Source organism: Algihabitans sp. (assembly GCF_965226985.1).
GTDB lineage: Bacteria > Pseudomonadota > Alphaproteobacteria > Kiloniellales > DSM-21159 > Algihabitans.
On the sequence record NZ_OZ245712.1, the window covers coordinates 4,215,150 to 4,239,417 of the forward strand.

Below are 24,268 nucleotides of genomic sequence, written 5' to 3' on the forward strand. Positions count from 1 at the left end.
TTACCGATCCTGCTGTTGTTTGCGATGACGAAGACGGCCGAGCGGCCGAACCGTTCCGTGACGTCGTCCGGCAAGCTGATAAATTCCAATAAGTCTTGCCCAAAGCATGATGAATATTTTTAATCAGCAGATGGATCTACAGAGTCTGTGTTGCTTCTCGGTTCTTGCCGAAACGCTGCATTTTCGCCGTGCCGCCAGCAGTCTGAACATGACCCAGCCGGCATTGAGTCTGCGTCTCAAGCGGTTGGAAGACGAGCTTGGCCTGCGCCTGCTGGAGCGGTCTCGCTCGGCTGTGGATCTTTCGGATGCCGGCCGGGAGTTCTTGCCGCACGCTCGGCATCTTCTGCGTCAGGCCTCGATCACGCGCGAGGCCGCGAACCGGATTGCCTCAGGTCAGGCCGGGCACCTTCGGATCGGCTACACGCCTGTCTCGTTTTTCAGTTATGTGCCGGACCTGATCCGCAGCTATGCCGTTATGCAGCCGGCTGTTCGTATGTCCCTGACCGAATTGCTGTCTGAACAGGTCGAAACGGCGCTTGCGACACGGGAGATCGATGCCGGGTTCCTGCATCCTCCGGTGGGACGGCGCGACCTGCACGTCCAGGACTTGCAAAGCGAAGGCTTCGTGGTGGCTCTGTCGAGCGAGAACCCGCTGGCCCGGAAGTCTGTGCTGACGCTGGAGGATTTGGCAGAGGAGGATTTCGTACTGGCTGGCCGCTCGGTCGGTCCGGTGCTCTATGATCGGATCATCGGTCTCTGTCGTGAGAGCGGCTTCGCGCCGAAGATCAGGCAGGAGGTGACGACCTCCATTGCCGTTCTCGGTCTGGTCGCAGCAGGCGCCGGGATCGGTCTGGTTATTACACCGATGACCTGCGTTGCCCGACCTGGTTTGACCTTCCGGCCGCTATTGGGACCCGCACCCTCGCTCGCTTTTGCGATCGCGACTCGTTCTGCCGGCGCAGCGCCCGCGACAGAGGCTTTCGTGGCGCATGCGCTGCGCCACGCCGCTCAGAGCACTTAGAACTGCGGCATTTTTGCGGTTGGCTGGAAGCTGCGCTAAATCAACGTTAGCTAAAGTCCCGCGAAGCAATATGAAGCGCTGAGCTGTGGGGAGAGAAGCGTTATGGATTACGAGGGATTTTTCGAGGGCCAGTTGTCGGCTCTTCGGGAGGAGGGGCGCTACCGGGTTTTCGCGGACCTGGAGCGTCGGGCTGGCGCCTTTCCCCGGGCGACGCGCTATCGGGGGGACGCGACCTCGGAGGTGACGGTCTGGTGCTCGAACGACTACCTCGGCATGGGCCAGAACGCGGAGGTGATCGCGGCGATGCATGCGGCGCTGGACCGCTGCGGCGCGGGGGCCGGGGGCACGCGCAACATCTCGGGCACCAATCACTACCATGTGCTGCTTGAGCGCGAGCTGGCGGACCTGCACGGCAAGCAGGCGGCGCTGCTCTTCACCTCGGGTTACGTGTCGAACTGGGCGGCGCTCTCGACCCTGGCGGCCAAGCTGCCGGACTGCGTGGTCTTCTCCGATGCCAAGAACCATGCCTCGATGATCGAGGGGATCCGCCACAGCCGGGCGGAGAAGCACCTCTTCGCGCACAACGACCCGGAGGACCTGGACCGCAAGCTGGCGCAGGTGGCGCCGGGACGGGCGAAGCTGGTGGCCTTCGAGTCGGTCTATTCGATGGACGGCGACATCGCGCCGATCGCCGAGCTGTGCGACGTGGCGGACAGGCACGGCGCCATGACCTACCTGGATGAGGTGCATGCGGTGGGGCTCTACGGCCCGCGCGGCGGCGGCATCGCCGAGCGCGAGGGGCTGAGCGACCGTCTGACGCTGATCGAGGGAACGCTGGGTAAGGCCTTCGGGGTGGTCGGCGGCTACATCGCCGGCTCGGCGGCGCTCTGCGACTTCGTGCGCTCCTACGCTAGCGGCTTCATCTTCACCACGGCGCTGCCGCCGGCGATCGCCGCCGGGGCGGCGGCCTCGATCCGCCATCTCAAGTCCAGCCAGAGCGAACGCCGGCGCCAGCAGGCGCGGGTGGCCGAGCTGCGGAGCCGGTTGGACGCCGCCGGCATCCCGCACCTGGACAACCCCAGCCACATCGTGCCGGTGATGGTGGGCGACCCCGTCCTCTGCAAGCAGATCAGCGACCTGCTGTTGGACGACTGGGGCATCTACGTGCAGCCGATCAACTACCCCACCGTGCCGCGCGGCAGCGAGCGCCTGCGCATCACCCCAAGCCCGCTCCACAGCGACCGCGACCTCGACCACCTCATCACCGCCCTGACAACCATCTGGAAACAACTGGGCGCAACTCGCAAGTTCGCTGCCGAGTAAGAGTCTTGGGATCTGCTGCAACCGAGTCGAGGCGACACCCGAGTCTGCTCTCGTCATAGGTTTCGAGCGTGATCAACCGAATGGTCTCGCCGCTTGATTGCGGCGATGCAGATCCAGTTAACTTCTGCACAATTTTTGACCAAAAGTGGTTCGGCTGTAGATTTTTTCTCGCATTAACTGCCGCTTCAGAAACATATCCGATGCTGAGACAGCGCTGATTTGTGGGGCTGCAGCCTGCGGAGCGTGCCGCGCTTGCGCGGCGATCACGGTAACTTTGTCTTCTCTCGACCTGATTTTACCTGCCTCCCCTCACTTTTCGGGACTCACTATGTCGAAGCTGCAAGATCTGCGGGTCGGTCTCAAGCTCGCAGCCGCCCTGACCTGCATCCTGATCATCGTCATGCTTCTCGGCGCCAAGTCCCTCTGGAGTCTGGATCGTATCGACGCAAGCTTTCGCAGCTACGAGGACGCCACCCAACAGGCGATGACAACGGACAAGCTTCGACGTGACGTCCTGGCCTTCGTGGGTGCCGCCCGCGAGTACGTCGCGCGCGATACTGATGAACGTTTGCAGATGACGCTCGGCCTCTACGACGAGATTCAGACAAGTCTGGCTGCGGCGATCGAACACGGAAACGGCGGATACGGCGACGCTGTCAAGGCGACAAGCAAGCAGATCACATCTCTCAGAACGTCCTTCGTCAGTCTGGCGGACTTGCGGGCGAGCCGGAACCTGCTCGTTGCCGAGCGCATCCGCACTCCTGGAACGGAGGCGCGCCGAGCCCTTGCCGCTTTCTCCGATCAGGCCCTGCAGGCCGGTCGCGCCGAGATCGCCGTGCGGGCCTCGACAGCCGCCATGCATCTGCTACTCGCGCGAGACTATGCCGCCCGCTACCTGGAGGAATTCCAGCAAGCCGATCTGGACCGCGCCCGATTGGAGATTCGGCAGGCACAGGGGCAAAGCGAGCCGCTGCGACCGCGCGGTCTCGCTAGTGGAGTCGTAGAACGTCTGGAGATCATAGCGGCGGCGTTACAGGAAGTCTCCGAGGTCTACGAAACGGAGCGGGCCGCGGCAGACCGCTTCTTCGGGCCGGACTTGGATGCTTTGGAACTGCGCACTGCGGAGATGCTTGCCGCCGCCGACGCAGTCGAAGCCGCCAGTCGGGAGGGTTTGGCTTCGGAACGACGCGGAGTTTTTCTCACCATTCCTCTTGCGATTGCCTTCGCCGCCTTCGTGGCCCTGCTCGCCGGCTTCTGGTTGACCCGCAGCGTCGCCAAGCCGATCCGCGGCATGACGACCGCGATGGGACGCTTGGCCGATGGAGATATGGCAGCCAGCATTCCCGCGATCGGTAGGCGCGATGAGGTCGGGCAGATGGCGCAGGCCGTGCAGGTCTTTAAGGACTCGATGATCGAGGCTGAGCGTCTGTCGGCAGAGCGCGCCGCGGCGCAGGAAACGCAGATCGCCCGAACAAAGCGCATCGACGGTCTCACGACCGCGTTCGACACCGCGGTCAAGGAGGTGCTGCAGGGTGTCTCCAATGCCGCCGAGGAGATGAACGCGACGGCACAATCGATGTCTTCGATCGCAGAAGAGACGCGCGGGCGAGCGACGTCTGCGTCCAGCGCCTCCACCCAGACCTCGTCCAACGTTCAGACTGTCGCCTCTGCCGCTGAGCAACTGAGTGGCTCGATCTCGGAGATCTCGCGGCAGGTCCAGCAGTCTGCCAAGAGCTCTCGCGAGGCGGTCGGCCAGGCAACCGAAACTCAAGAAACGGTCCATCGTCTGGCCCGGTCCGCGGAACGGATCGGCGAGGTCGTGAACTTGATCTCCGACATCGCGGAGCAGACGAATCTGCTGGCTTTGAACGCGACGATCGAAGCGGCGCGCGCGGGTGAAGCAGGCAAAGGCTTTGCCGTCGTGGCGAGCGAAGTGAAAAGCCTGGCGACTCAGACGACCAAGGCGACCGAGGAGATCGGTCAGCAGATTGCTGAGATCCAGGGAGCGACCGGCGGTGCGGTCGAAGCGATCGAAGTGATCGCCAAGACGGTTGAGGAGCTCTCGGGAATCGCTGGGTCGATTTCAGCGGCGGTGGAGGAGCAAACGGCGGCCACTGACGAGATTGCCCGTAACGTTCAGGAAGCGGCGAGTGGGACGGGCGAGGTGACCCGGACCCTCGCTGACGTCAACGGCAGTGCCGACGAAACCAGTCAAGTGGCCGGTCAGGTGCTGTCCGCCGTGGAGGAACTGGGCCGTCAGACCGACGGCTTGCGCAGCGAAGTCGACAGCTTCCTGAAGAGCGTAAAGGCGGCTTAGAGCACAGTCGCCCCCTAGAGGGTTACCGGGCGCACTCCATATCAAAGCTAGAGATGCGCAGAAAGCGGCTCACCGGACGACGCGGTCAGCTGATCCGCCGGTCGATGCGGCCAGTGCGCTCCAATTTGTCCAGACTTCCTTGATCGAGACGCGGGGTGACCACGAGAGTCTGCCCCGTCTCCAGTGCAGCCAGGAGGGAGGTCAGGCCAGTTCGGCTCGCGAAGGGCACTGTCAGCAGCCATCGCTCCTTTGCCTTTGTCTCAGCTTTCAGTTGCGCGCTGCCGGCGGCCAGATCCTCTTGGCTTGTCTCGCCGCTCGGAAGGGTCAGGGGGCCTGACCAGGTGAGATTCGCTTCGGAGAAACCGGCCGGTACTGCTGCCATACCCTCGTTCAAGCGCGAGAAACGCGGATCATCCGGCAGATTAGCCAAGCCTCCGCCGCGCAGCAGAGGAAATAGGAGATTCCGAGGAAACGGGAGTTCGGCTGCGAAGCGGGCGACTCGAACTTCGGCCTGCGGCACAAGCGGCAGAAGGCGCAACAGCTTGTCCAGGACCCGACCGATATCGATGGTGACGATCAGGCTCGGCGGTCGAGCTGTCATCAGCGCCTCCAACTCCTCAAGCGGGCTGCGCGGATCGACGAGCAGCGGCTGTCGTCCGGCTGCCAGGACGGCGAAGAGCAGACGGGGCCAGAGTGGCGTGTTCGGAAGGAAAAGCAGCACGCGCCCACTGGCGGGAGCGGTCCGCGCAAGCTCTGCACCAAGAGCTGCGGCTCCGGCCAGCAGTTCGCGGCCGGAAATCAGGCGGCCGAGGAAGTCGAGACCGCCGGGGGCGCCACCGTTCAGCAGCGGTCCAAGCAGCGGGCTCAGCGGCCTGTCTCCTCCTCGCCGTTCTTCTCCTGGCTCGCCACCTGCGTGTCGGTCGGCTGCTCGGGCGAGCGGCTTGCCCTCGGCTCTTGCCCCTCCTCTTCGTGTGAGGGGTCGTCGTTTGGTGTCTTCACGGCCGCGTCGGGTGCCCAGCCAGGCAGGGTCAATCGAACCACGCCCTTGATGGGTTTGCCGGGATCCTGGCGAGCGCCCCGGCGCAGGATGTCGATGCGCCCCTGACGTGCGAGATGCAGTGCCTGTTGCCGCACGGCCGGCAGGTAGCGCCGCCAGAGGTCCGTTGGATCGTTCTTCTTCCGTCGGGGCTCGGCAAAGGCCCTCGCCGCCTCACTCGGGCAGATCGACTGACCCATGCCCCGTGCCGCCACGAGGGTCAGCACGGTCTGCGCCACGGGGTCCAGTTCTCGCTTGTTCTCGGTCATAAAGCCGGTGGTATCACGGTGGCGAGGGCCTGTCATGCCGTGGCTGGAGCGAGCCCGCGCTAGTTGTGCTCGGACGCCGGGTGCGCAGCGTGACATGGTGGCTTAAGCAGCTGATCTAAAATCCAATTCATGCGATTGCCGGACTCCAGTATCAGGTGCAAAGCATCGCAATCCGGTCTGGACGCAATTCCAGGTGCCCAAGTAGACTGCGGCCCATGCTGGATGGGATCAATGCACTACTCGCCGCCACGGTGATCTTCGTCGGGGGGCACTTCTTCCTGTCAAGCCTCCCGGTTCGCGCCTGGATTATCGAACGTCTCGGGGCCGGCGGTTTCCGTGGTCTCTACGCTCTGGTGGCCGGCGGCAGCATGATCTGGATGCTGATAGCCTACGGTGCCGCGCCTTACGTGGAAGTCTGGCCGGAAGTGATGGCCTTGCGTTGGGTTGCCCTTCTGGCCATGCCGATCGCCTTCGTGCTGGTGGTCTGCGGTATGACCACACGCAGTCCGACCGCGATCGGCGGCGAGGCGCTGCTCGACATGCCGCGGGTTCCCTTGCCGGGAATCCTGCGCGTGACCCGTCACCCGGCACTTTGGGGCGTCGCGATCTGGGCGATCTGCCACCTGTTAGTTAACGGCGATGCGGCCAGCGTCATCTTCATGGGCGGTTTCCTGGTGTTGACCCTTGGCGGCATGCAGCATATCGACGCGCGCCGTGAAGCGACTCTCGGTGCCGCCTGGGGACCGACCAAGATCAGAAGTTCGGCTATTCCCTTTGCGGCCCTGCTGTCGAGACGGACCGAGATGGATTGGTCCGGGCTCGGCTGGTGGCGTCCGCTGTTGGGGCTGCTGCTCTACGCTGTCTTCCTCGGGGGCCATACCGTCTTCTTCGGCGTCAGCCCCTTTCCGCCGGCTCTGATGTAGCTATCGCTTCGGGGGTGACGGCCCAGCGTACTGCGTGCTAGCGTCTCAGCTCTTCCGAAAAATACTCTATTTGTCTCTCACGGGAGGTGCCGGATGGCCACTCACGCCCAACTGGCTGCGCATCTGATGCGTGGCGCTGCCGAGTTTTTCCGCAACGTCGGCGAACAGAATGCTCAGCTCAAGGCTGAGATGGATCAGAATGCCCGCACCTTCGAGATGGTTGCCGAGCGGGTCGAATCCGACCCCAACGGAGAAGTCGACGTAGAAGAGTTCGAGGCTCCCTCCTGAGAGATCAAACGAGCTCGACCGAGCTTGGGAACCGGTTCCGGAATGGGCTCGGTCGTGGCAAGGGACCAGTGCCAAGTCGGTCGGCTATCTTCTCTCGCATGTTCGGACATGCGGCTGCCTCTTCCGTCCGTTTCGAGAGTGCCAACTTCCGGGAGCCGGGTCGAGGGCCGGCGTTCCCTTCGGCAGCCATTGAACGGGCCCGCCTCTTTCGAGGACGTCCTGACTGGTCTCGGACCCCGCCAAACGCCATCTCCCTACGATGAAACTTCGATTCTTGGCTTGGGGCAGGCGGGCGCTTTTGTGCTCAGCACTGCTAGTGGCCGCTCTCGGTTTGCTTATCGCCCGCGCGCCGGAGCAGGCGTCCCCTGACACCGACCTCGCAGCGGATGCCGATCCTTCTGCGCTCGACCGGATCGTCGTCGAGCGCAGGGCGGCACTGGCGGTTCTCCCTGCCGATGCCGATCCGCTGAGTCGTGCGAAAGCCGAAGCCATGTTAGCGGATGCCGAGCGCACTCTGGCAGAGCTGGACGGTGCAGCAGGGGCAGCGGAGGAGGCGCTTCGGCTTTACACCTCTGCCGGTCGCCTCTTGCGCTCAATGACGGAGCCACGGCCGGATCTGCTCGGTCACGTTGAGCTTCATCGCGGCGAAGTCCTGGATCTGCTCGGCCAGACGCGCGAGTCCGCCAGCGCCTTCCAGGCGGCTCAAGAGGCCTTTGCTGCGGCCGGTCTGCCGGTCATGGCAGAGGTGGCGGAGCAGCGGTTTTCCGAGCTCACGCAGTGAGCCTTGAGCCGTGGCGGGTCGAAGCGACCCTCAGCTTACGCCGTGCTGCCGGGGGGTGTTGCCGCCGGAGTCGTCTCGGTCGTGGGCGCTCCTCCGGCCTGCTGCTGGCGCCGCTGATGATAGAGCTTTGCGAAATCAAGGCCGCCGATCATCACCGGAGGAAAGCCTCCGTCGCGCACCACATCGGAAATCACACGACGGGCGAAGGGGAAAAGCAACCGCGCGCCGTCGATCGCCAGGACGGCTTCGATTTCCTCCTGCGGGACATGGTTGCCGACTGTCATCAGTCCCGCGTAGTCCAACTCGATGATGAAGCAGGTTTGCCCTTCTAGCGTCGCGTTCAGTGTGAGCTTCAGGCCCAGTTCGTGGAGTCTTTCCTGAACCGCCCGCATCGGCATCTCAATCCGAAGGTCGACCTTCGGGCTGGTCTTCATCTGCGCATAGATTTGCGGAGCGTTCGGATTTTCGAAGGAGAGATCGCGCACGTATTGGGTATGGACGGTGAGCAGGCTGTCTTGGAGGCCGCCTCCCTGTCCGTCGGGCTTCTGGGTCGGCTGCTGTCCGGTCTCGCTATCGCTCATGGTCTCCGGTCTCTCTCCGCATGGGTCCGGGCGGACGGAGGTGCCGCTCCGGCAGATCAGGGATGAAGGTCTCAAAGTTCGCACGCTCTTCGTGCCGAAGAGGCACGGCGATGAATTTCGGTCGCGGAGCTACCACGGTGGCCGGCTTCGAACAAGCGGCCGGCGGGTCCATCACCGTCTAAACGGGCTTAAACGGGCGCGTTGAACTCAGGAGCGCCGTCCGTCCCTCGGTCCGCCTCGCTATGTACCCCTAGAGGTGTCGGTCGGATCCTTGTCGGTATCCCTGTCCGGTTGGCTGGAGGCGGGAGGTTGTCCGTCCGACGGAGCAGAGTCCGATCCGTCCGGACCATCGGTCAGGTCGCGGAACTCTCCGTCGATCGTCTTGCCGCCCTTTGCGGAAGCCCCCCAGCCACGACCGGGGTGCGGGGGCGGCTCGACGCCCGCATCGCGGTGCGGACCTGCGTGACCGGAGCGGCCCGGATCTCCCGGATTGCCAGGTCCCTGGCCGGGACCGACGCCGGGGCCGACGCCGGGACTGACATAGATCCCGCTCGCGGCATGTGTCTTCAGGTGACGCGCCGCCAAACCTCGCAGGCTGGCGCGGACGGCGGGAACGAAAAGCGCCAATCCGACGCCGTCCGTCACGAAACCCGGGGTAAGAAGCAGCGCTCCGGCGAAGACCAGACAGAGTCCGTCGAACAGCTCGTTCGTCGGCATAGCGCCTTGATTCAGCTGTTGGCGTGCCCGATTCAGGGTCGCGATACCCTGGAGGCGCAGCAGCCAGGTGCCAAGGACCGCCGTCAGCACGACGACGGCTAGGGTAGACCAGAGACCGATGAGGCCGCCAATCTGGATGAAAACTGCGATTTCGATCAACGGGACGGCGATGAAGGCCGCCAGGAGCAACAGACCCATTCTTGCCCTTTCTTCGAGGCTCTCCTATGTAGTGGGAGCGAGGCTGCTTCCAGGCAAGGCCTCCGCTTCGCCATGCGACGCGGAAGCCACTTACAGAGCTGGGGGCAGGCCCGTAGATTGGGCGCAATCGTTCAGTCTGAACAAATACGTCACGACAAACACGTCACTGTCCGCCAGATCCGACCCCTCGAGACGCACGGACGAGCCTTATGGGCACAGGTCTCCTCGACATTATCATCCTCGGCGCGATTGCCGCGTTCCTGGTGCTGCGCCTGCGCAGCGTGCTTGGTAAACGCACCGGCCACCAAGGCGGTCGGGAATACGACCCCTTTCATCAGGAACAGCTGCGACGCCAGCGCGAAGAGCAAGCGCGCGCGGGGCAGGACGGCGGGGAGGAGGACAAGGTGGTCCACCTGCCCGACGGTCGGCCCGATACTTCGCGATCCGACTCGTCGGCGCCGGACGTCCCTGCCGATTTCGCCGAACGGCCCGGCGGCGCCGGTCTGACCCAGATCAAGCTGGCCGACCGCGACTTCGATCCGGATCAGTTCCTCGAGGGCGGACGTGCCGCCTTCGAGATGGTGGTCGGTGCTTTCGCTCAGGGCGACGTTCAGACCCTCAGGCCGCTGCTGGCCGACGACGTCTACGGCGATTTCGCCGGCGCCGTCGAACAGCGTCAGCAGGCCGGCGAGCGGCTGGAAACCACTCTGGTGGGGGTCAAATCGGCCGACATCATCGACGCGGATCTACGTGGGACAACCGCTTTCGTGACCGTGAAGTTCGTTTCCGAACAGGTGAACGTGACCTACGACGATGAGGGTCGGGTTGTGGACGGCGACCCCAGCGAGGTCGAGACCATCACCGATATCTGGACCTTCGCCCGGAATACCCGCAGCCGCGATCCGAACTGGAACCTGGTCGCGACAGCCGCTCCGAACTGAGGCCGAGCTACGCTCCGGCACAGCGTGCGACTCGCCCAGTTACACAACACAGCGCTCCGCTACGAGGTTTCCTGTCCAAATGCCGTTTCCCCGCTCGATCGCCCTGTTGCTGAGCGGTCTGGCGCTCGCTTTGACCCTGGGCGGTTGCACCGACAATGACGTCGAGGAGCAGGCGGAAGCGCCGCCTGAGGCGCCCCCGGAGGCTCCGAGCGGGGCTCTTCCCGAAGCGCCGCCGGTTCTTTTCGAGCCGGTCGACTTCGCCGATCTCCCCGGTTGGACCGACGATGCCCATGCGGAAGCCCTGCCCGCCATGCAGAGGTCCTGCGAGAGGCTGCTGCGGCGGGATGACGATCTGGCTGTCGGGCCCGGGGGGCTGGCAGGCACCGTGGCGGACTGGCGGGGACCCTGTGAGGCCCTCATACTGGTCGACGCCGGCTATGCGGCCACCTTCTTCGAGGAGTGGTTTCGTCCCTTCGCCGTCAGTGCCCCCGGCGACGATACGCCGGACGAGGGGCTCTTTACGGGCTACTACGAAGCCGAACTGGCCGCCAGCGAGCAGTCCGGTGACGGTTACAACTACCCAATTCTGGCCCTGCCGGACGATCTTGTGACCGTGCGATTGCAGGACTTCCGCGCTGACCTACCGCCCGAACGGCTGGTCGGCCGGGTCGAGGACAATCGTCTGGTGCCCTATTACGACCGGGCGGCGATCGAGACCGGTCGGCTGGAGGGCCTGGCGGAGCCCTTGCTCTGGGCCAAGGACCCCGTCGATCTCCACATCCTGCAGATCCAGGGCTCCGGGCGCGCCAGCTTGCCGGACGGCAGCAGGCTGCGCATCGGATTCGCCGGTTCGAACGGCTTGCCCTTTGTGGGGATCGGCCGGGTCATGCTCGACCGTGGCCTGGTCGAGCCCGGCAAGGGCTCGATGCAGCATCTCCGCGCCTGGCTGAAGGCCAATCCCGAGGCCGCCACCGACATCATGCGCGAGAACCCGCGCTATATCTTCTTCCGCCGGATCGAGGGAGAAGGGCCGATCGGAGCGCTTGGCGTACCCCTGACGCCGGAGCGCTCGCTCGCGATCGACCCGCGGTTGCTGCCGCTTGGGGCACCGATATGGCTTTCCACCACGCGGCCGGGACCGGACGAAACGCCCTTGCGCCGGCTGATGGTCGCACAGGACACCGGCAGTGCCATCGTCGGCGCCGTGCGCGGCGACTTCTACTGGGGCACGGGCGAAGCCGCCCTCGACGAAGCCGGCCGCATGGCGGAGCGCGGCCGCTACTGGCTGCTGCTGCCCAGAACGGTGGCCGAACGTCGCGAGGTCACAGGCTAGAGGCGCGTTCTACGCCGCGTCGTGGAAAATGATGCCGAGGGTCAGTCGCTGGCCGCGGGTGAGGCGGCTGACGCCGTGACGCAGGGTTAGACGGTAGGGGCCGCGCTGACCCTCGGCTGGGCGGTCGCGCACCGGGAAGATCACGGCATCGCCCTGGGCCAATGGCACGACCTCGGCTCGGGATTGGCTGCGCGGGCGCTGTTCGGTTAGCAGGAAGGTGCCGCCCTCGAAATCGCCGCCATCTGCTTCCGGTCCCGGTTGGCTCAGCAAGATGGCCATCTGCAAAGGAAAATGGACAGCGCCGTAAAGGTCCTGGTGCAGGCGGTTATAGTCGCCCGCTTGGTACTTCAGTAGCAGCGGTGTCGGACGGACTTGCCCCGCGGCATGGCAGTCGGCGAGGTAGCTCTCGAGATCTTCGGGCAAGGCCGGCTCGCCGAGCCGGTCGCGCCAACGATTGGCGATGCTTGCGAGAGGCGGGTAGGCGGTGCGTCTCAGCTCCGCGATCAGCGGCGGCAGCGGATAGGCGAAGTACTGGTACTCTCCCTCGCCGAAGCCGTGACGGCGCATGACGATGCGGCTGCGAAACAGCTCCGGCCGATCGTAGAGCGCGGCGAGGTCCCTGCAGGTCCCCTGATTCAGCAGGTTCGGCAGGCGGGCGGCCCCCCAAGCGTTCAAATCGTTTTCCACGGCCGTCCAATCGATTGCGGCCCAATCGATCGGTCCGGAGGCGACGGCGTCCCGATCTGCGGCTTGCGCCCGACTCGCGACAGCGGTCATGACGAACCCCCTGACTCTGTTCCCGATTTCAGCGATGAAAGGCCGCGACCGTAGATGTACATCTCCATGCAGCTCCTCCAGCCCCTGATCGCGCTTGCGGCCGGTGTGACCGTGTTGCTCGTGCCGCGCATTCTGAACTACGTCGTCGGCATCTACCTGGTGCTGATCGGGGTACTCGGCCTCCTCCCGCACATCGGGTGAAGCCGGCCGGAGCTGGAGCTGCGAATCGGGGCTCTATTGGCGCTGCAGCTCTTCTGCGCCCCGTTCCAGCTCCTCCGCCGCACCCTCGACCGCCTCGTCGATGCGTTCGCCGGCCCGTTCGAGCGGACCCTTGTCTTCTTCGGCCACAAGCAGACCGATCACGAATGCTGCGACGATGGCGGCGGCGGCGAGACCACCGATCAAGACTGGACGCATCAACAGAACACTCCCTGCCGTGAAGGACTCCGAACTCCGCGTCGAAGACGCGGAATATCGGTCTCAATCTCACGGCAAGGCTGTGCGGTCCAGTTTCCTTCGTGCTCCTACAGCGATTCGCCCTGGGCTTCGCGGGTCAGCAACTCCGCCTTTCGCGTGACGCCCCAACGGTAGCCGGCGAGATTGCCGTCCTCGCGCAGAGCGCGATGGCAGGGAATGACCAAGCTGACAGGGTTGATCGCACAGGCGCGGCCGACGGCGCGCCAGGCGTTCGGGCGGCCCAACAGCTCGGCAATCTCGCGATAGGTGCGGGTTTCGCCGTAGGGTATGGCGATCAACTCGTTCCAGACGCGCCGTTGAAAGGCGGTGGCGCGAACGTCGAGCGGCAGGTCGAGGTGCGGCGTCGCGCCGGCCAGGTAGGCCATCAGGACCTCAAGGGAGTCCTGGATCGCGGGATCGTCCCGTTCGATGGAGTCGGCGGCCGGGAATTCGCCGCGCAGTTCGGCCTCCAGCGTTGCATCGTCGTCGCCGAGCGCGAGAAAACAGAGGCCCCTGTCGGTGGCGGCGGCAAGCAGCCGGCCGAGCGGGGAGCCGGCGATCGAATAGACGATCTGTGCGCCTGCACCTCCCTTCGCGTAGGTCGCCGGGGTCATTCCCAGCGTTCGGTCGGCATTCTCGTAGACCCGGCTCGAGGATCCGTAGCCGGCCCCGTAGGTGGCTTCGGCCACCCGGCCGTGATCGCGCAGTTCGGCTCGAAAGCGTTCGGTCCGGCGGGCGGCGGCATAGTCGCGCGGGCTGACTCCCAGGGCCTTCTTGAAGAGGCGCTGCAGATGCCAGGGGCTCAATCCGACCGCATCGGCGAGACTGGCCAGCGTCTGGCGCGGGCCGTCGTCCTCGCTTTCGGCGTCGATCAGATGACAGACACGCTCGACCGCTTGAAGCTGGGCCGGAGTCAGACGCGCACGGCGGGGTTTCGCCGCAGCGGTATCGTCGGGGTGCGGATAGGTCGGCTGTTTCAAGTCCATCAGGTCCGGCTGGGTCGTCAGCTGCTGATCCATCTCAGGGCTCCACTCTAGCTCGTTCGCGCTCAAGGTGGGCCAGGCCCCGCCATGCCGCTATCCGGTTTTTGCACTCCGATCTTCTCCCTTGCAGAACGTCTTGCGTCAGGAGCGATCTCGCGATTTCCCGCTATCGGCTTGCGCCATACCTGTGGAGGGGTGTCGTACATGCAATACAAATGTAATCATTCGGAAATCTTCGGGACGCCTTGGCTGGCTACAAGCCGGCCGGTTCGCGCGGCTCCAGGGAGGCGGTGCGGATGTTTCGTGCGTTCTGCACAAAGATCTATCGGGAGGTTTCACGAAAATGTCGCATCACTCCAAGCTGCTGGCCGGCGCAGCTGCAGTCGCCGTGCTGACCGGCGCCGGCGCGGCGCAAGCACAGACCGAAGTGCAGTGGTGGCATGCCATGGGCGGCGCATTGGGCGAGAAGACCAATGCGATCGCCGAAGGCTTCAACGCCAGTCAGTCCGACTTCAAGGTCATGCCCGTCTACAGGGGCAACTATACGGAGACCATGACGGCCGCGATCGCAGCCTTTCGGGCCGGCGAGCAGCCGCACATCGTCCAGGTTTTCGAGGTTGGCACGGCAACCATGATGGCCGCCGAAGGCGCCATCTATCCGGTCTACGAATTGATGGCCGATGCGGGGGTCGACTGGAACCCCGACGACTATCTCGATTCGGTGGTGGGTTACTACACGACGCCGGACGGCGAGATGCTGTCCATGCCGTTCAACAGCTCGACCCCGGTGATGTACTACAACAAGGAGGTCTTCGAGGCCGCCGGCCTGGATCCGGAAAGCCCGCCGACCACCTGGCCTGAGCTGGAAGAGGCTGCGCGTACCATCATCTCGTCCGGTGCGGCGACCTGCGGTTTCACCACCGGCTGGCAGTCCTGGGTGCAGCTCGAGAACTTCAGCGCCTGGCACAACGTGCCCTTCGCCACTCAGTCCAACGGCTTCGAAGGCTTGGGCACGGAGCTGGCCTTCAACAGCGACCTGCATGTCGCCCATATCGGTGCTCTGCAGGCCTGGTCGGACGAAGGCGTCTTCAAGTACGGCGGGCGCCGCTCCGACAGCGCGCCGCTGTTCTATACACGCGAATGCGCCATGTACATGAACAGTTCGGCCGCCTACGCCGGCGTCACCGCAAATGCCGAGTTCGACTTCGGGGTCGCCAAGCTGCCCTACTGGCCGGACGCGTCCGGGGCGCCGCAGAACACCATCATCGGCGGCGCCACTCTCTGGGTTCTTCAGGGCCGCGACGCGGAGGAGTACGAGGGCGTGGCCGCCTTCTTCAACTACCTCGCCAAACCCGAGGTGCAGGCGCAGTGGCACCAGGACACCGGTTACCTGCCGATCACCAATTCGGCCTGGGAACGGAGCCGGGAGCAGGGTTTCTATGGAGACAATCCGGGCACGGACACCTCTATCGAGCAGATGACGCTGAACGATCCGACGCAGAACTCTAAGGGTCTGCGTCTCGGCAGCTTCGTTCAGATCCGCGACATCATCAATGAGGAGCTGGAGCGCATCTGGGCGGGTGACGTCTCCGCTCAGGAGGGCCTGGATACCGCCGTTCGGCGCGGCAACGAGCTGTTGCGCCAGTTCGAGGCGGACAACAGCTAACGCGGTTCCGTCCTGAGGATTCGGGCCGTCCGTCGGGCTTCGTCCGGCGGGCGGCCCCTCCTTGCTACCAGGCAGGTCTCCCGCCTTTGGATCGTTGCAGTACCCCATGGAAAAGCGCGTCGTCTTTCGCCACGCCTGGCTGCCGTACCTTCTGCTCCTGCCGCAGTTGGCGATCACTCTGGTCTTTTTCATCTGGCCGGCCAGTCAGGCGCTGTACCAGTCGGTGCTGCGTCAAGACCCCTTCGGACTTCGCACGACCTTCGTAGGGCTGGAGAACTTCGCCCGGCTGTTTCGCGATCCGCTTTATCTCGACAGCTTCCAGGTCACGATTGTTTTCAGCATCGCGGTGACCGCGCTGTCGATGACTCTGGCGCTTCTGCTGGCGGTCATGGCCGACCGCGTCATCAAGGGGGCCACCAGCTACAAGACGCTGCTGATCTGGCCCTACGCCGTGGCGCCCGCCGTGGCGGGTGTGCTCTGGTGGTTCATCTTCAACCCCACCATCGGCATCCTGACCTACGGCCTTTCGGTCTTGGGTTACGACTGGAACCACGCGCTTGACGGTGGAGACGCATTGACTCTGGTCATCATCGCGTCGGCCTGGAAGCAGATCTCCTACAATTTTCTCTTCTTTCTCGCTGGGCTGCAGGCCATTCCCAAGTCGCTCATCGAGGCGGCGGCGATCGACGGCGCCGGGCCCGCGCGGCGATTCTGGACCATCGTCTTTCCGCTGCTCAGTCCGACCACCTTCTTTCTGCTGGTGGTGAACGTCGTCTATGCTTTCTTCGATACCTTCGGCGTCATCCATGCGACCACCAGCGGAGGCCCCGGCCAGTCGACCACGATCCTGGTCTACAAGGTCTTCAGTGATGGTTTCGTGGGGCTCAATCTTGGCAGTTCGGCGGCGCAGTCGGTCGTTTTGATGGTCATCGTGATCGCCTTGACAGTAGTTCAGTTCCGCTACATCGAGCGGCGCGTGCAGTACTAGCGGGCGGGACTCAAACGACATGATCGAAAACCGTCCCTGGCTGATCTGGTTGTCTCATGGCGTTCTGCTGTCGGGCGTGGCGATCGTCGCCTTTCCCATTTGGATCGCCTTCGTCGCCTCGACCCACCACACCTCGGAGCTGGTCAGCGGTGTCACGCCATTTCTGCCAGGCGGCCATTTCTTCGAGAACTATGCCGAGGCGCTCGGCAGTGGACATGAAGCTTCCGGCGCCGTCCCGGTTGGCCTCATGATGTGGAACAGCCTGGTGATGGCGCTGGCGATCGCGATCGGCAAGATCGCTATCTCGCTGTTGAGCGCCTACGCCATCGTCTATTTCCGCTTTCCTTTCCGGATGCTCTGCTTCTGGACAATCTTCGTCACCTTGATGCTGCCGGTTGAGGTGCGGATCCTGCCGACCTTCGAGGTGGTGGCCGACCTTGGTCTCTTGAACTCCTACGCCGGCCTCTCGGTGCCTTTGATCGCCTCCGCCACGGCGACCTTCCTGTTTCGGCAGTTCTTCCTCACGGTGCCGGACGAACTGGTCGAGGCGGCACGGATCGACGGAGCCGGGCCTTTCCGGTTTTTCAAGGATGTGCTGCTGCCGCTCAGCCGCACCAATATCGCCGCCCTCTTCGTCATTCTCTTCATCTATGGCTGGAACCAGTATCTCTGGCCGCTGCTGATCACGACGGACGAGTCGTTCTATACGGTCGTCATGGGTATCCAGCGTATGGTGACCGTCGCCGATTCCGAGCCGCAGTGGCCGCTGATCATGGCGACCACGATGCTGGCGATGATACCGCCGGTCTTTGTGGTGATCGCCATGCAGCGGCTCTTCGTCAAGGGCCTGGTGGAGACCGAGAAGTAGGGCCGGTCAAAGTCTCAGTTTGGGGGAATTGTCTCAAGATGGCCGAAATCGGCTTTTCCCAGGTGAAGAAGCGCTACGGCGGCACGCAGGTGCTGCACGGCATCGACATGCAGATCGCCGATGGCGAATTCATCGTCATCGTCGGCCCTTCCGGCTGCGGTAAATCGACTTTACTGCGTATGGTCGCCGGGCTGGAGGCGATCAGTGAGGGCGAGATCTCCATCGGCGGCCGTGTAGTCAACGAGCTGGAGCCGAAGGATCGCGATATCGCGATGGTGTTCCAGAACTATGCGCTCTATCCGCATATGAGCGTCTACGACAACATGGCCTATGGCTTGAAGATCGCGAAGCTGGACAAAACGCAGATCGAAACACGGGTCGCGCGTGCCGCCAAGATGCTCGAACTGTCTCACTTGCTGCAGCGCAAGCCGCGGCAGCTGTCCGGCGGCCAACGCCAGCGCGTCGCCATGGGCCGGGCCATCGTGCGCGATCCGGGCACCTTCCTGTTCGACGAGCCCTTGTCGAACCTGGATGCCAAGTTACGCGTTCAGATGCGCCTAGAGATCAAGCAGCTTCAGCGCAGCCTCGGGACCACCTCGCTCTACGTCACGCACGACCAGGTCGAAGCCATGACCTTGGCTGACCGGTTGGTCGTCATGAACGCCGGTGTCGCAGAGCAGATCGACACGCCGATGGCGATCTACGAACGGCCGGCCAGCCGCTTCGTGGCCGGCTTCATCGGCTCGCCGGCAATGAATTTTCTGACCGGCCAGGTCGGCGACGACGGGAACGGTTTGACCCTCGTAGATGGCACTAAGCTGAGATCCGGGAATCTTAAGCTCGATCACCTTGCAGGCCGACCCGTGACGGCGGGTGTGCGACCGGAGCATCTTCACGTGGCTGCGGCGGAGGAGGCGGAGCTGCACTTGCAGGTCGGGGTGGTCGAGACGCTTGGCGCCGACATCCTGGCGCATGGCCGTCTGGCGTTAGTTGAGGGCAGGCAGGACGACACGACAAAGGAAATCCTGACGGTACGGTTACCGGGGGCCGTGCGCGTCGCCGAAGGCGATCGTTTGCCGCTGCGGGCCGACCAGGAAGCCTTACACCTCTTCGACAGCGATACCGGCCAGCGTCTGGCCGATGTTTGATTACGGCAGATTTGCTGCTGCTGATCTGGTCCTTCATGGGGGCGACGGCTATTCTGATAGACAAGAGCTGATTTTGTTCGTTTCGAGCACCCGAGGAGACGCTGCCCCATGCCCGATGCTTCCGTTAGCGCCGCCGTCAAGCCGATGCCGCCCTTCCACTTGGCCTTCCCCGTTGAGGATTTGGAGGCGACCCGCCGTTTCTATGTGGAGCTTCTGGGCTGCAGCGTCGGACGAGAGGCGGAACGCTGGATCGACTTCGACTTCTTCGGTCACCAGATTTCCGCGCACCTCAAGCCCGAGGAAGTCGCGCAGGCCAAGACCAATGACGTGGACGGTGATCAGGTTCCGGTTCGTCACTTCGGGGCGATTCTGGACTGGGCGGCGTGGCAGGAGATGGCTGCGCGCCTAGAGACCGCCGGCACGGACTTCATCGTCGCGCCTCATGTCCGCTTCAAGGGCGAGACCGGGGAGCAAGCCACGATGTTCTTCTTGGATCCCAGCGGCAATGCTCTGGAGTTCAAGTCCTTCCAGGACCGGGATCAGATCTTCGCGCGCTAGAACAGAGCGCTTTTCGGCGCGTCCGCGAGCGGACGCGCCGAAAAGCTGCCGTCTCGATGGGCTTATCCAAGCTGGAGTGGGGGCGCGTGGCCGAGGAATCGCTACTGGCGAGGCTGACTGACTCGGCAGCCTCCCTCGGGATTCGCTAACTCCTCACCATCTTCTCCAGCTGGGAGGACATTTCCTCCGGCGGGGTCTGGTGGGTGAAGGAGGTTATGAACTCGCCGGCCGGGCTCATGACGTAGATGAAGCTGGAGTGGTCCATCAGGTAGGTGGAGGCCGAGGCGTCGTCGACACGCTTGTAGTAGGCACGATACTCCCGCGCCACGTTGGCGATCTGCTCGGGCGTCCCCGTCAGGCCCATCATGCTCGGATGAAAATGACTGATGTAGCTCTTCATCGCTTCGGAGTCGTCGCGCTCCGGATCGACCGTGATGAAGATCGGCACGACCTGCTCAGCCTTGTCGGGCGCAGCCTCCTCCAGCATGTCGAGAGCTTGCGTCACCTCCCAGAGAGCCGTTGGGCAGACATCCGGACAATAGGTGAAGCCGAAGAAGACCAGCATATAGCGACCGGCGAAGTCGGCTTCAGTCACAGTTTGTCCGTTCTGATCGACCAGTTCGAAGGGACCGCCGATCGGAACCTGACCGCCGCCGTTGACCGCTTGCACGCGATCGCCGGGTTGCGAGCTGTACCACCAGCCGGCCATCCCCATCGAAGCCAGCAAGAGCACCACCGAAAGTGCCATGCCGGCGCGGCCGATCCAAGTCTGGGGCATGAAAGCCTCTCCGTCCGTTTGAAGCCCTAATGAACAGCACACAAATAGGATGCCTTTGCAACCAGCGCGAGGCAGCGCGACGTGCGGTCGCAAGGGCGCACGCTGCCGAGATCGGAGCAGTCATCCCGCAAAAGGCCCCGCTCTGCCAATGAGCTAAATCAGGCGACCGGCACCTGACTTGCCGAGCAGGCGCCATCGCGCCGGTTGACCGCTGTTGCAACGCCGTCGATGCTCGCGCTCATGCCGAGCTTGCCGGGGGCCTTCGGCTCCGTCGATCCGCTGATCCTATTGTTACTTGCCATGGGGCTCGAGGGCTACCTCGGCGGGACTTGGCTTACGGGTCTGTTGGCGGGTCCGAGGGGGCGTTTAGTACGCGGCGCGCGCGAACTTCAGCGCCGTCTGGATCGTGCTCAGCGCGGCGCGACGGCGCGAAGCGTTCGCGGCTGGATCGTTACGTTCGTCTTGCTGTTACCGCCCGTGGTTGCGGGCATCGCTTTTGAGTTCGTGACACGTAATCTGCCTTATGCGGTCTTGCTGGAACTTCCAGTGATCGCCGCTCTGGTGAGACAGCGTGGACCTTGGCAGGTTGCCGCTGCTGTGCGCGACGGTCTCTCGCTGGGCAGTCCACAGCTTGCCGAGCAGGCTCTGCAGCGTCTGGACCCGGCTCTGTCGCCGCCGACGACCCTGCCGGTTCGCGCGGCCGATGCTCTGGGCGCACGTTTTGCGGATATGGCGGCCGGTCCGGCTTTTGCTTATCTGGCGCTCGGCCTTCCCGGGCTCTTCGTAGTTTCGGCCGTTCGGCTGCTTTCGCGGCTCTATGGTCCGGACGGTCCTTTCGGGCGAGCAGCTTTGACGATCGAGCGGGTCGTGTTCTGGCCAGCGCAACGGCTGGCCGCTCTGCTTCTGGCCTGCGCATCCCTTTTCCAGCCACAAGGTAGCGGCGGTCAGGCCATCGCTCGTGCTCTAACGGGCAAGTCGCCGGGCGTCGTGCTGCGGGTCGGTCTAGGGCCTGCCGCTTCCTCAGTGGGCGCGGCTGTCGGCGGATTGGACCGGGCGCTTTGGCTCTACGGCCTCGCTTGTTTGCTGCAAATCGGCACGGTTGCCGCTCTTCTCGTACTGCGTCTCAACCTCGTTGGCGGCAACTGAGGCCTCGTTTCGCTCGGGACTCTGTTCACTGCATTTCCAAAGCGTCTCGGGTGAATTTTCTGCAATCAAATCTCTCTATAGTAGATTAGATATTTGTAATAAGACTGATGAATTCTCAGTGAATTCTCTCCTTGTTAATTTGAAATCAATGGTTTTGTTGAAATTTGCATCGAATTCACGTTTTCAGTTCGAAGCATAGGATGGGCGCGCCTCATGATCGGTTCCGCGTTGTCGATCAACAATATTCCGATTGCGGGAAAGCTGGCGGCCATAGTTGCTGTGCCCTTGGTTGTGCTGTTGGTCATCTCGACGATGGAAGTGGTCGTGGAGTGGAGGGGTTCCAAAGATCTGAACCAGCTCCAGTCTCTTGTTGGCGCCAACGACTCACTCGGGGCATTGGTGCACGAGCTTCAGAAGGAACGTGGACGCACCAGTGCTTTCCTGGCGTCCGGTCGTGCGGCTCAGCGAGCTGAAGCTCTCACACAACAGCGCCTAGACACCGATGCCGCTTTGCAGGCTTTCGAAGAGGCGATGACCGACCTTTCCCTGGAGAACCAAGAAAGTCGCATTGTCGATCGGATCGACGTGTCACGGCAGCAGCTGGCTATCGTTCTGACTGTTCGCGGCGAGATCGACAGCGATGGGATTGCAGGCCCGGACGCCCTCGCGGCCTACACGCGGTCTGTCGACGCACTCATTCGCATCGTCAATGCCATGATCCTTTCGGCAAGCGACAAGCATGTGGAGGAGCAAATCCTCCTCCAGCACATGCTGATGCAGCTGAAGGAGTCGGCCGGTCTGGAACGTGCGATGGGGGCTGCGGCCTATGGTGCCGGCGAGGCGACGTCGGCAGTCCATACGCGAATGCTGCGGCTGATCGGTCGGCAAGAACAAGCGATTCTCGAACTGCGTGAACTGGCACTGCCGGAGCAGGTTCGGGCGCTCGATGAAGTACTGGAGTCGGATCGCCGTCAGGAATTTCGACGTTTGCGCGCTCAAGTCGTGAATGCGCCCTTCGGCGGCGTTCTGGATACGGCAGACGGACCGGCGTGGTTCGCGGCCTCAACCGCGCGGATCGACGATTTGCGCGGTCTCGAGCGCGATCTGATTGCCAGTGTCGCAGCTTTGACTGCTGAGAAGCAGCAAGCTGCAGCCAACAGTCTGATCTTTTGGATCGTCGAAGAAATCGCGGTCCTGCTGTTCTGCGTCGGGCTCGCCATCTACGTTCTGCGGTCCACTGTGCGGCCGCTCGCTCAAATGACCCTGGCAATGCGCAAGCTCAGCGAGGGCGAACTCGATGTCTCGGCCGGCGATACCGATCGCCGCGACGAGATCGGTGCCATGGCGAAGGCTTTGGAGCATTTTCGATCCGAGGCGATGGAGGCCGAGGCATCCCGTGCGGAGCGACGTTTGGAGCGAGAGCGCAGCGAGCAGGCGCGCCAGGAAGCCCTGCAGGCCATGGCCGATGCCATCGAGCGAGAGACCGGCGTCTTGGTGACGGCCGCTTCCCAGACGAGCGACCGCATGGAGACTTCCGCACAGGAGATGGTGCAGGCGCTCGGTGCCGTGCAGAGCGAGTCCAAAACTGTCGCCTCTGCCGCGGAGCAAGCCCTTGCAACGGCCCAAGCCGTTGCCAGCGCGAGTGAGCAGCTCACCGCTTCGATAGGCGAAATCGCCCAACAGGTCGGGCAGGCGACCACGGCCACCAACACGACGGTGGAGGTCGGCGGTCAAGCGCGCAGCCGTCTGGAGGAATTGTCCAAGGCCGTCGATCAGATCGGCACTGTCGCGGAGCTGATTGCCGGAATCGCGGAACAGACCAATCTGCTTGCCCTGAATGCGACCATCGAAGCGGCCCGTGCCGGCGAGGCTGGCAAAGGCTTTGCCGTAGTGGCGGGCGAAGTGAAAGCACTTGCCAACCAGACGGCCAGTTCCACCGAAGAGATCAACCGCCATATCTCGGAAGTCCAGGCCATGACGGCGCAGGCCGTCGAAGCCGTGGCTCAGGTCACCGGGAATATCGGGCAGATCGATGAGGTTGCGACCGCAATCGCGGGGGCCATCGAGGAACAACGAGCGGCAACGGGCGAAATCGCCCGCAACGTCCAGGAAACCTCTGCAGCAGCCCAGAACGTGACCGATTGCATCGCCACGGTCTCGAGCCAAGCGAGCGAGTCCGGCGAGAAGGCTCAGGGGGTCGGAGCACTCGCCGGCGAACTTCACGCTAGTGTGGCACAGCTGCAGGTTCGGCTAGCCGAGGTCGTGCAGTCTTCCTTGAGCGAGGCATCCTAAGGCGCCACCGCCCAGGCGCCAGACGACCCCGCCTTAGGAGCTTCCGCTTTGGGGCTGCGGCAGGGCCTGACGTAGTCGGTCGGCCTGCATGTTGTAGAAGCGGCGCTCCAGAACGACCGTTTCCGGAGTGGCCTGCGCGGCATTGTAATAGGCCCGATTCCATTCGTGGTTCGGGATCATTCCGGCACCCTCCAGGGCACCGCCGCCAAACAGACCGACTGTCTTCGAGAAGGCGATAACATCGCTGTTCAGGTTGGTGGTCGTGGCCGCTTCCGCGCCCTTGCCGATCGGTCCAACCGCAACCGAGAGTTCTGCGCCGAGCTGTACCTTGTTGGTCATCATCGCCGCGAGGGCACCGTCGTTCATTACGGTCATCACCAGCTCGCTCACCTGTCCGCCGATCTGCAGACCGATCGAGCCGGCGGCCAGTGTGTAGAAGGCCGGCGGGCTCCAGCTCCCGTCGGCGCCGCGCACCAGCAAAACGCCTCGTCCACCTTCGGCGCCGAGAATGAAACCGGCCTTCAGGATCTGTGGAAAGATCACGATGGCCTTGGCGCGCTGGGCGAAGGATGCCAGCTCGCTGAAGTTGGGATCGCCTAGCAAGGACTCGGCCGTCAGAGCGGCTTGATCGACCAGCTGGGTGGCGTCTCTTGCCGCGCCGCTTTGCAGGCCCGTCCCGCCACCCTGGTTGTTCTGCGGGGGGTTGTTCTGCGGGGGGCTGTTTTGGGGCGAAGACGTGTTCGGCGTCAAATCGGTCTGGGCCGTGGCCCGACTGACGGCCAGGGGCAGCAACGTGCCTGCCGTTCCGAGGGCGGTCGCCATTCCAAGGAAACGACGGCGCGATGTGCGACGCAGAGCGGACATGAGGGGCTCCTCTCCG

General features: G+C 63.7%; 25 protein-coding genes. 16 read left to right on the forward strand and 9 right to left on the reverse strand.

The window, feature by feature from the left end; all coding sequences use genetic code 11:
* Positions 1 to 130: 130 nt before the first annotated feature.
* The 3 genes from ACO054_RS19315 (at position 131) to ACO054_RS19325 (ending at position 4,661) form a co-directional block, all read left to right on the forward strand.
* Positions 131 to 1,021, forward strand: coding sequence for a LysR family transcriptional regulator (locus tag ACO054_RS19315; RefSeq protein ID WP_421708217.1), 891 nt, complete (start codon positions 131 to 133; stop codon positions 1,019 to 1,021).
* A gap of 102 nt (positions 1,022 to 1,123) precedes the next feature.
* Positions 1,124 to 2,344 (forward strand): 5-aminolevulinate synthase, encoded by a 1,221-nt coding sequence (gene hemA, locus ACO054_RS19320; RefSeq protein ID WP_421708218.1) that lies wholly within the window; start codon positions 1,124 to 1,126, stop codon positions 2,342 to 2,344.
* Positions 2,345 to 2,672: 328 nt separating this feature from the next.
* On the forward strand, positions 2,673 to 4,661 hold the full coding sequence (locus ACO054_RS19325) for a methyl-accepting chemotaxis protein (RefSeq protein WP_421708219.1): 1,989 nt from the start codon (positions 2,673 to 2,675) through the stop codon (positions 4,659 to 4,661).
* An 85-nt stretch (positions 4,662 to 4,746) separates the two neighbouring features.
* Here the strand turns inward: ACO054_RS19325 and ACO054_RS19330 are convergent, their stop codons facing one another.
* Positions 4,747 to 5,382 carry a hypothetical protein gene (locus ACO054_RS19330; protein ID WP_421708220.1) on the reverse strand — a complete coding sequence of 212 codons (636 nt, stop codon included), beginning with the start codon at positions 5,380 to 5,382 and terminating at the stop codon, positions 4,747 to 4,749.
* A 143-nt stretch (positions 5,383 to 5,525) separates the two neighbouring features.
* The gene (locus ACO054_RS19335) at positions 5,526 to 5,966 is read right to left on the reverse strand and encodes a DUF3253 domain-containing protein (RefSeq protein WP_421708221.1); all 441 of its coding nucleotides are present in this window, start codon (positions 5,964 to 5,966) and stop codon (positions 5,526 to 5,528) included.
* Positions 5,967 to 6,181: 215 nt separating this feature from the next.
* Between ACO054_RS19335 and ACO054_RS19340 the strand changes: the two genes are divergently transcribed.
* The 3 genes from ACO054_RS19340 to ACO054_RS19350 all read left to right on the forward strand — a co-directional run bounded on the left by ACO054_RS19340 (position 6,182) and on the right by ACO054_RS19350 (position 7,958).
* Entirely contained in the window at positions 6,182 to 6,889 is a 708-nt protein-coding gene (locus tag ACO054_RS19340) for an NnrU family protein (RefSeq protein WP_421708222.1), read from the forward strand.
* 93 nt (positions 6,890 to 6,982) lie between these two features.
* Positions 6,983 to 7,177: a hypothetical protein gene (locus ACO054_RS19345; protein WP_421708223.1), complete on the forward strand. Its 195-nt coding sequence runs from the start codon at positions 6,983 to 6,985 to the stop codon at positions 7,175 to 7,177.
* Positions 7,178 to 7,475: 298 nt separating this feature from the next.
* On the forward strand, positions 7,476 to 7,958 hold the full coding sequence (locus ACO054_RS19350) for a hypothetical protein (RefSeq protein ID WP_421708224.1): 483 nt from the start codon (positions 7,476 to 7,478) through the stop codon (positions 7,956 to 7,958).
* Between the two features lie 35 nt (positions 7,959 to 7,993).
* Here ACO054_RS19350 and secB read toward each other — a convergent pair whose 3' ends face one another.
* Both secB and ACO054_RS19360 read right to left on the reverse strand, forming a co-directional pair.
* Positions 7,994 to 8,539, reverse strand: coding sequence for a protein-export chaperone SecB (secB, locus tag ACO054_RS19355; protein WP_421708225.1), 546 nt, complete (start codon positions 8,537 to 8,539; stop codon positions 7,994 to 7,996).
* Positions 8,540 to 8,779: 240 nt separating this feature from the next.
* Complete coding sequence (locus tag ACO054_RS19360; RefSeq protein WP_421708226.1) at positions 8,780 to 9,454, reverse strand: FxsA family protein; 675 nt, start codon at positions 9,452 to 9,454, stop codon at positions 8,780 to 8,782.
* Positions 9,455 to 9,663: 209 nt separating this feature from the next.
* Here ACO054_RS19360 and ACO054_RS19365 point away from each other — a divergent pair, with 209 nt between their 5' ends.
* Positions 9,664 to 10,395, forward strand: coding sequence for a Tim44/TimA family putative adaptor protein (locus ACO054_RS19365; protein WP_421708227.1), 732 nt, complete (start codon positions 9,664 to 9,666; stop codon positions 10,393 to 10,395).
* A gap of 79 nt (positions 10,396 to 10,474) precedes the next feature.
* Positions 10,475 to 11,728 carry a murein transglycosylase A gene (locus ACO054_RS19370; protein ID WP_421708228.1) on the forward strand — a complete coding sequence of 418 codons (1,254 nt, stop codon included), beginning with the start codon at positions 10,475 to 10,477 and terminating at the stop codon, positions 11,726 to 11,728.
* 9 nt (positions 11,729 to 11,737) lie between these two features.
* Here the strand turns inward: ACO054_RS19370 and ACO054_RS19375 are convergent, their stop codons facing one another.
* The gene (locus ACO054_RS19375) at positions 11,738 to 12,505 is read right to left on the reverse strand and encodes a 2OG-Fe(II) oxygenase (protein WP_421708229.1); all 768 of its coding nucleotides are present in this window, start codon (positions 12,503 to 12,505) and stop codon (positions 11,738 to 11,740) included.
* 54 nt (positions 12,506 to 12,559) lie between these two features.
* Here ACO054_RS19375 and ACO054_RS19380 point away from each other — a divergent pair, with 54 nt between their 5' ends.
* Entirely contained in the window at positions 12,560 to 12,706 is a 147-nt protein-coding gene (locus tag ACO054_RS19380) for a DUF3096 domain-containing protein (protein ID WP_421708230.1), read from the forward strand.
* Positions 12,707 to 12,739: 33 nt separating this feature from the next.
* On the opposite strand, the gene ACO054_RS19385 is transcribed toward ACO054_RS19380, so the two are convergent.
* On the reverse strand, positions 12,740 to 12,922 hold the full coding sequence (locus ACO054_RS19385) for a hypothetical protein (protein ID WP_421708231.1): 183 nt from the start codon (positions 12,920 to 12,922) through the stop codon (positions 12,740 to 12,742).
* A gap of 107 nt (positions 12,923 to 13,029) precedes the next feature.
* Positions 13,030 to 13,980, reverse strand: a complete 951-nt coding sequence (locus ACO054_RS19390) for a methylated-DNA--[protein]-cysteine S-methyltransferase (RefSeq protein ID WP_421708232.1) — start codon at positions 13,978 to 13,980, stop codon at positions 13,030 to 13,032.
* A gap of 307 nt (positions 13,981 to 14,287) precedes the next feature.
* On the opposite strand from ACO054_RS19390, the gene ugpB reads away from it, so the two are divergent.
* The 5 genes from ugpB (at position 14,288) to ACO054_RS19415 (ending at position 19,172) form a co-directional block, all read left to right on the forward strand.
* Positions 14,288 to 15,610, forward strand: a complete 1,323-nt coding sequence (gene ugpB, locus ACO054_RS19395; RefSeq protein ID WP_421708233.1) for a sn-glycerol-3-phosphate ABC transporter substrate-binding protein UgpB — start codon at positions 14,288 to 14,290, stop codon at positions 15,608 to 15,610.
* A 106-nt stretch (positions 15,611 to 15,716) separates the two neighbouring features.
* Entirely contained in the window at positions 15,717 to 16,598 is an 882-nt protein-coding gene (gene ugpA, locus ACO054_RS19400; RefSeq protein WP_421708234.1) for a sn-glycerol-3-phosphate ABC transporter permease UgpA, read from the forward strand.
* Between the two features lie 19 nt (positions 16,599 to 16,617).
* The gene (gene ugpE / locus ACO054_RS19405) at positions 16,618 to 17,466 is read left to right on the forward strand and encodes a sn-glycerol-3-phosphate ABC transporter permease UgpE (RefSeq protein ID WP_421708235.1); all 849 of its coding nucleotides are present in this window, start codon (positions 16,618 to 16,620) and stop codon (positions 17,464 to 17,466) included.
* Between the two features lie 38 nt (positions 17,467 to 17,504).
* On the forward strand, positions 17,505 to 18,614 hold the full coding sequence (locus ACO054_RS19410) for a sn-glycerol-3-phosphate import ATP-binding protein UgpC (protein ID WP_421708236.1): 1,110 nt from the start codon (positions 17,505 to 17,507) through the stop codon (positions 18,612 to 18,614).
* Between the two features lie 108 nt (positions 18,615 to 18,722).
* Positions 18,723 to 19,172 carry a VOC family protein gene (locus ACO054_RS19415; protein ID WP_421708237.1) on the forward strand — a complete coding sequence of 150 codons (450 nt, stop codon included), beginning with the start codon at positions 18,723 to 18,725 and terminating at the stop codon, positions 19,170 to 19,172.
* 145 nt (positions 19,173 to 19,317) lie between these two features.
* Here the strand turns inward: ACO054_RS19415 and ACO054_RS19420 are convergent, their stop codons facing one another.
* Entirely contained in the window at positions 19,318 to 19,950 is a 633-nt protein-coding gene (locus ACO054_RS19420; protein WP_421708238.1) for an SCO family protein, read from the reverse strand.
* Between the two features lie 240 nt (positions 19,951 to 20,190).
* On the opposite strand from ACO054_RS19420, the gene ACO054_RS19425 reads away from it, so the two are divergent.
* The gene (locus tag ACO054_RS19425; RefSeq protein WP_421708239.1) at positions 20,191 to 21,096 is read left to right on the forward strand and encodes a hypothetical protein; all 906 of its coding nucleotides are present in this window, start codon (positions 20,191 to 20,193) and stop codon (positions 21,094 to 21,096) included.
* A 213-nt stretch (positions 21,097 to 21,309) separates the two neighbouring features.
* Positions 21,310 to 23,388 carry a methyl-accepting chemotaxis protein gene (locus ACO054_RS19430; protein ID WP_421708240.1) on the forward strand — a complete coding sequence of 693 codons (2,079 nt, stop codon included), beginning with the start codon at positions 21,310 to 21,312 and terminating at the stop codon, positions 23,386 to 23,388.
* A 33-nt stretch (positions 23,389 to 23,421) separates the two neighbouring features.
* On the opposite strand, the gene ACO054_RS19435 is transcribed toward ACO054_RS19430, so the two are convergent.
* Positions 23,422 to 24,252 carry a lipid-binding SYLF domain-containing protein gene (locus ACO054_RS19435; RefSeq protein ID WP_421708241.1) on the reverse strand — a complete coding sequence of 277 codons (831 nt, stop codon included), beginning with the start codon at positions 24,250 to 24,252 and terminating at the stop codon, positions 23,422 to 23,424.
* Positions 24,253 to 24,268 lie beyond the last annotated feature (16 nt).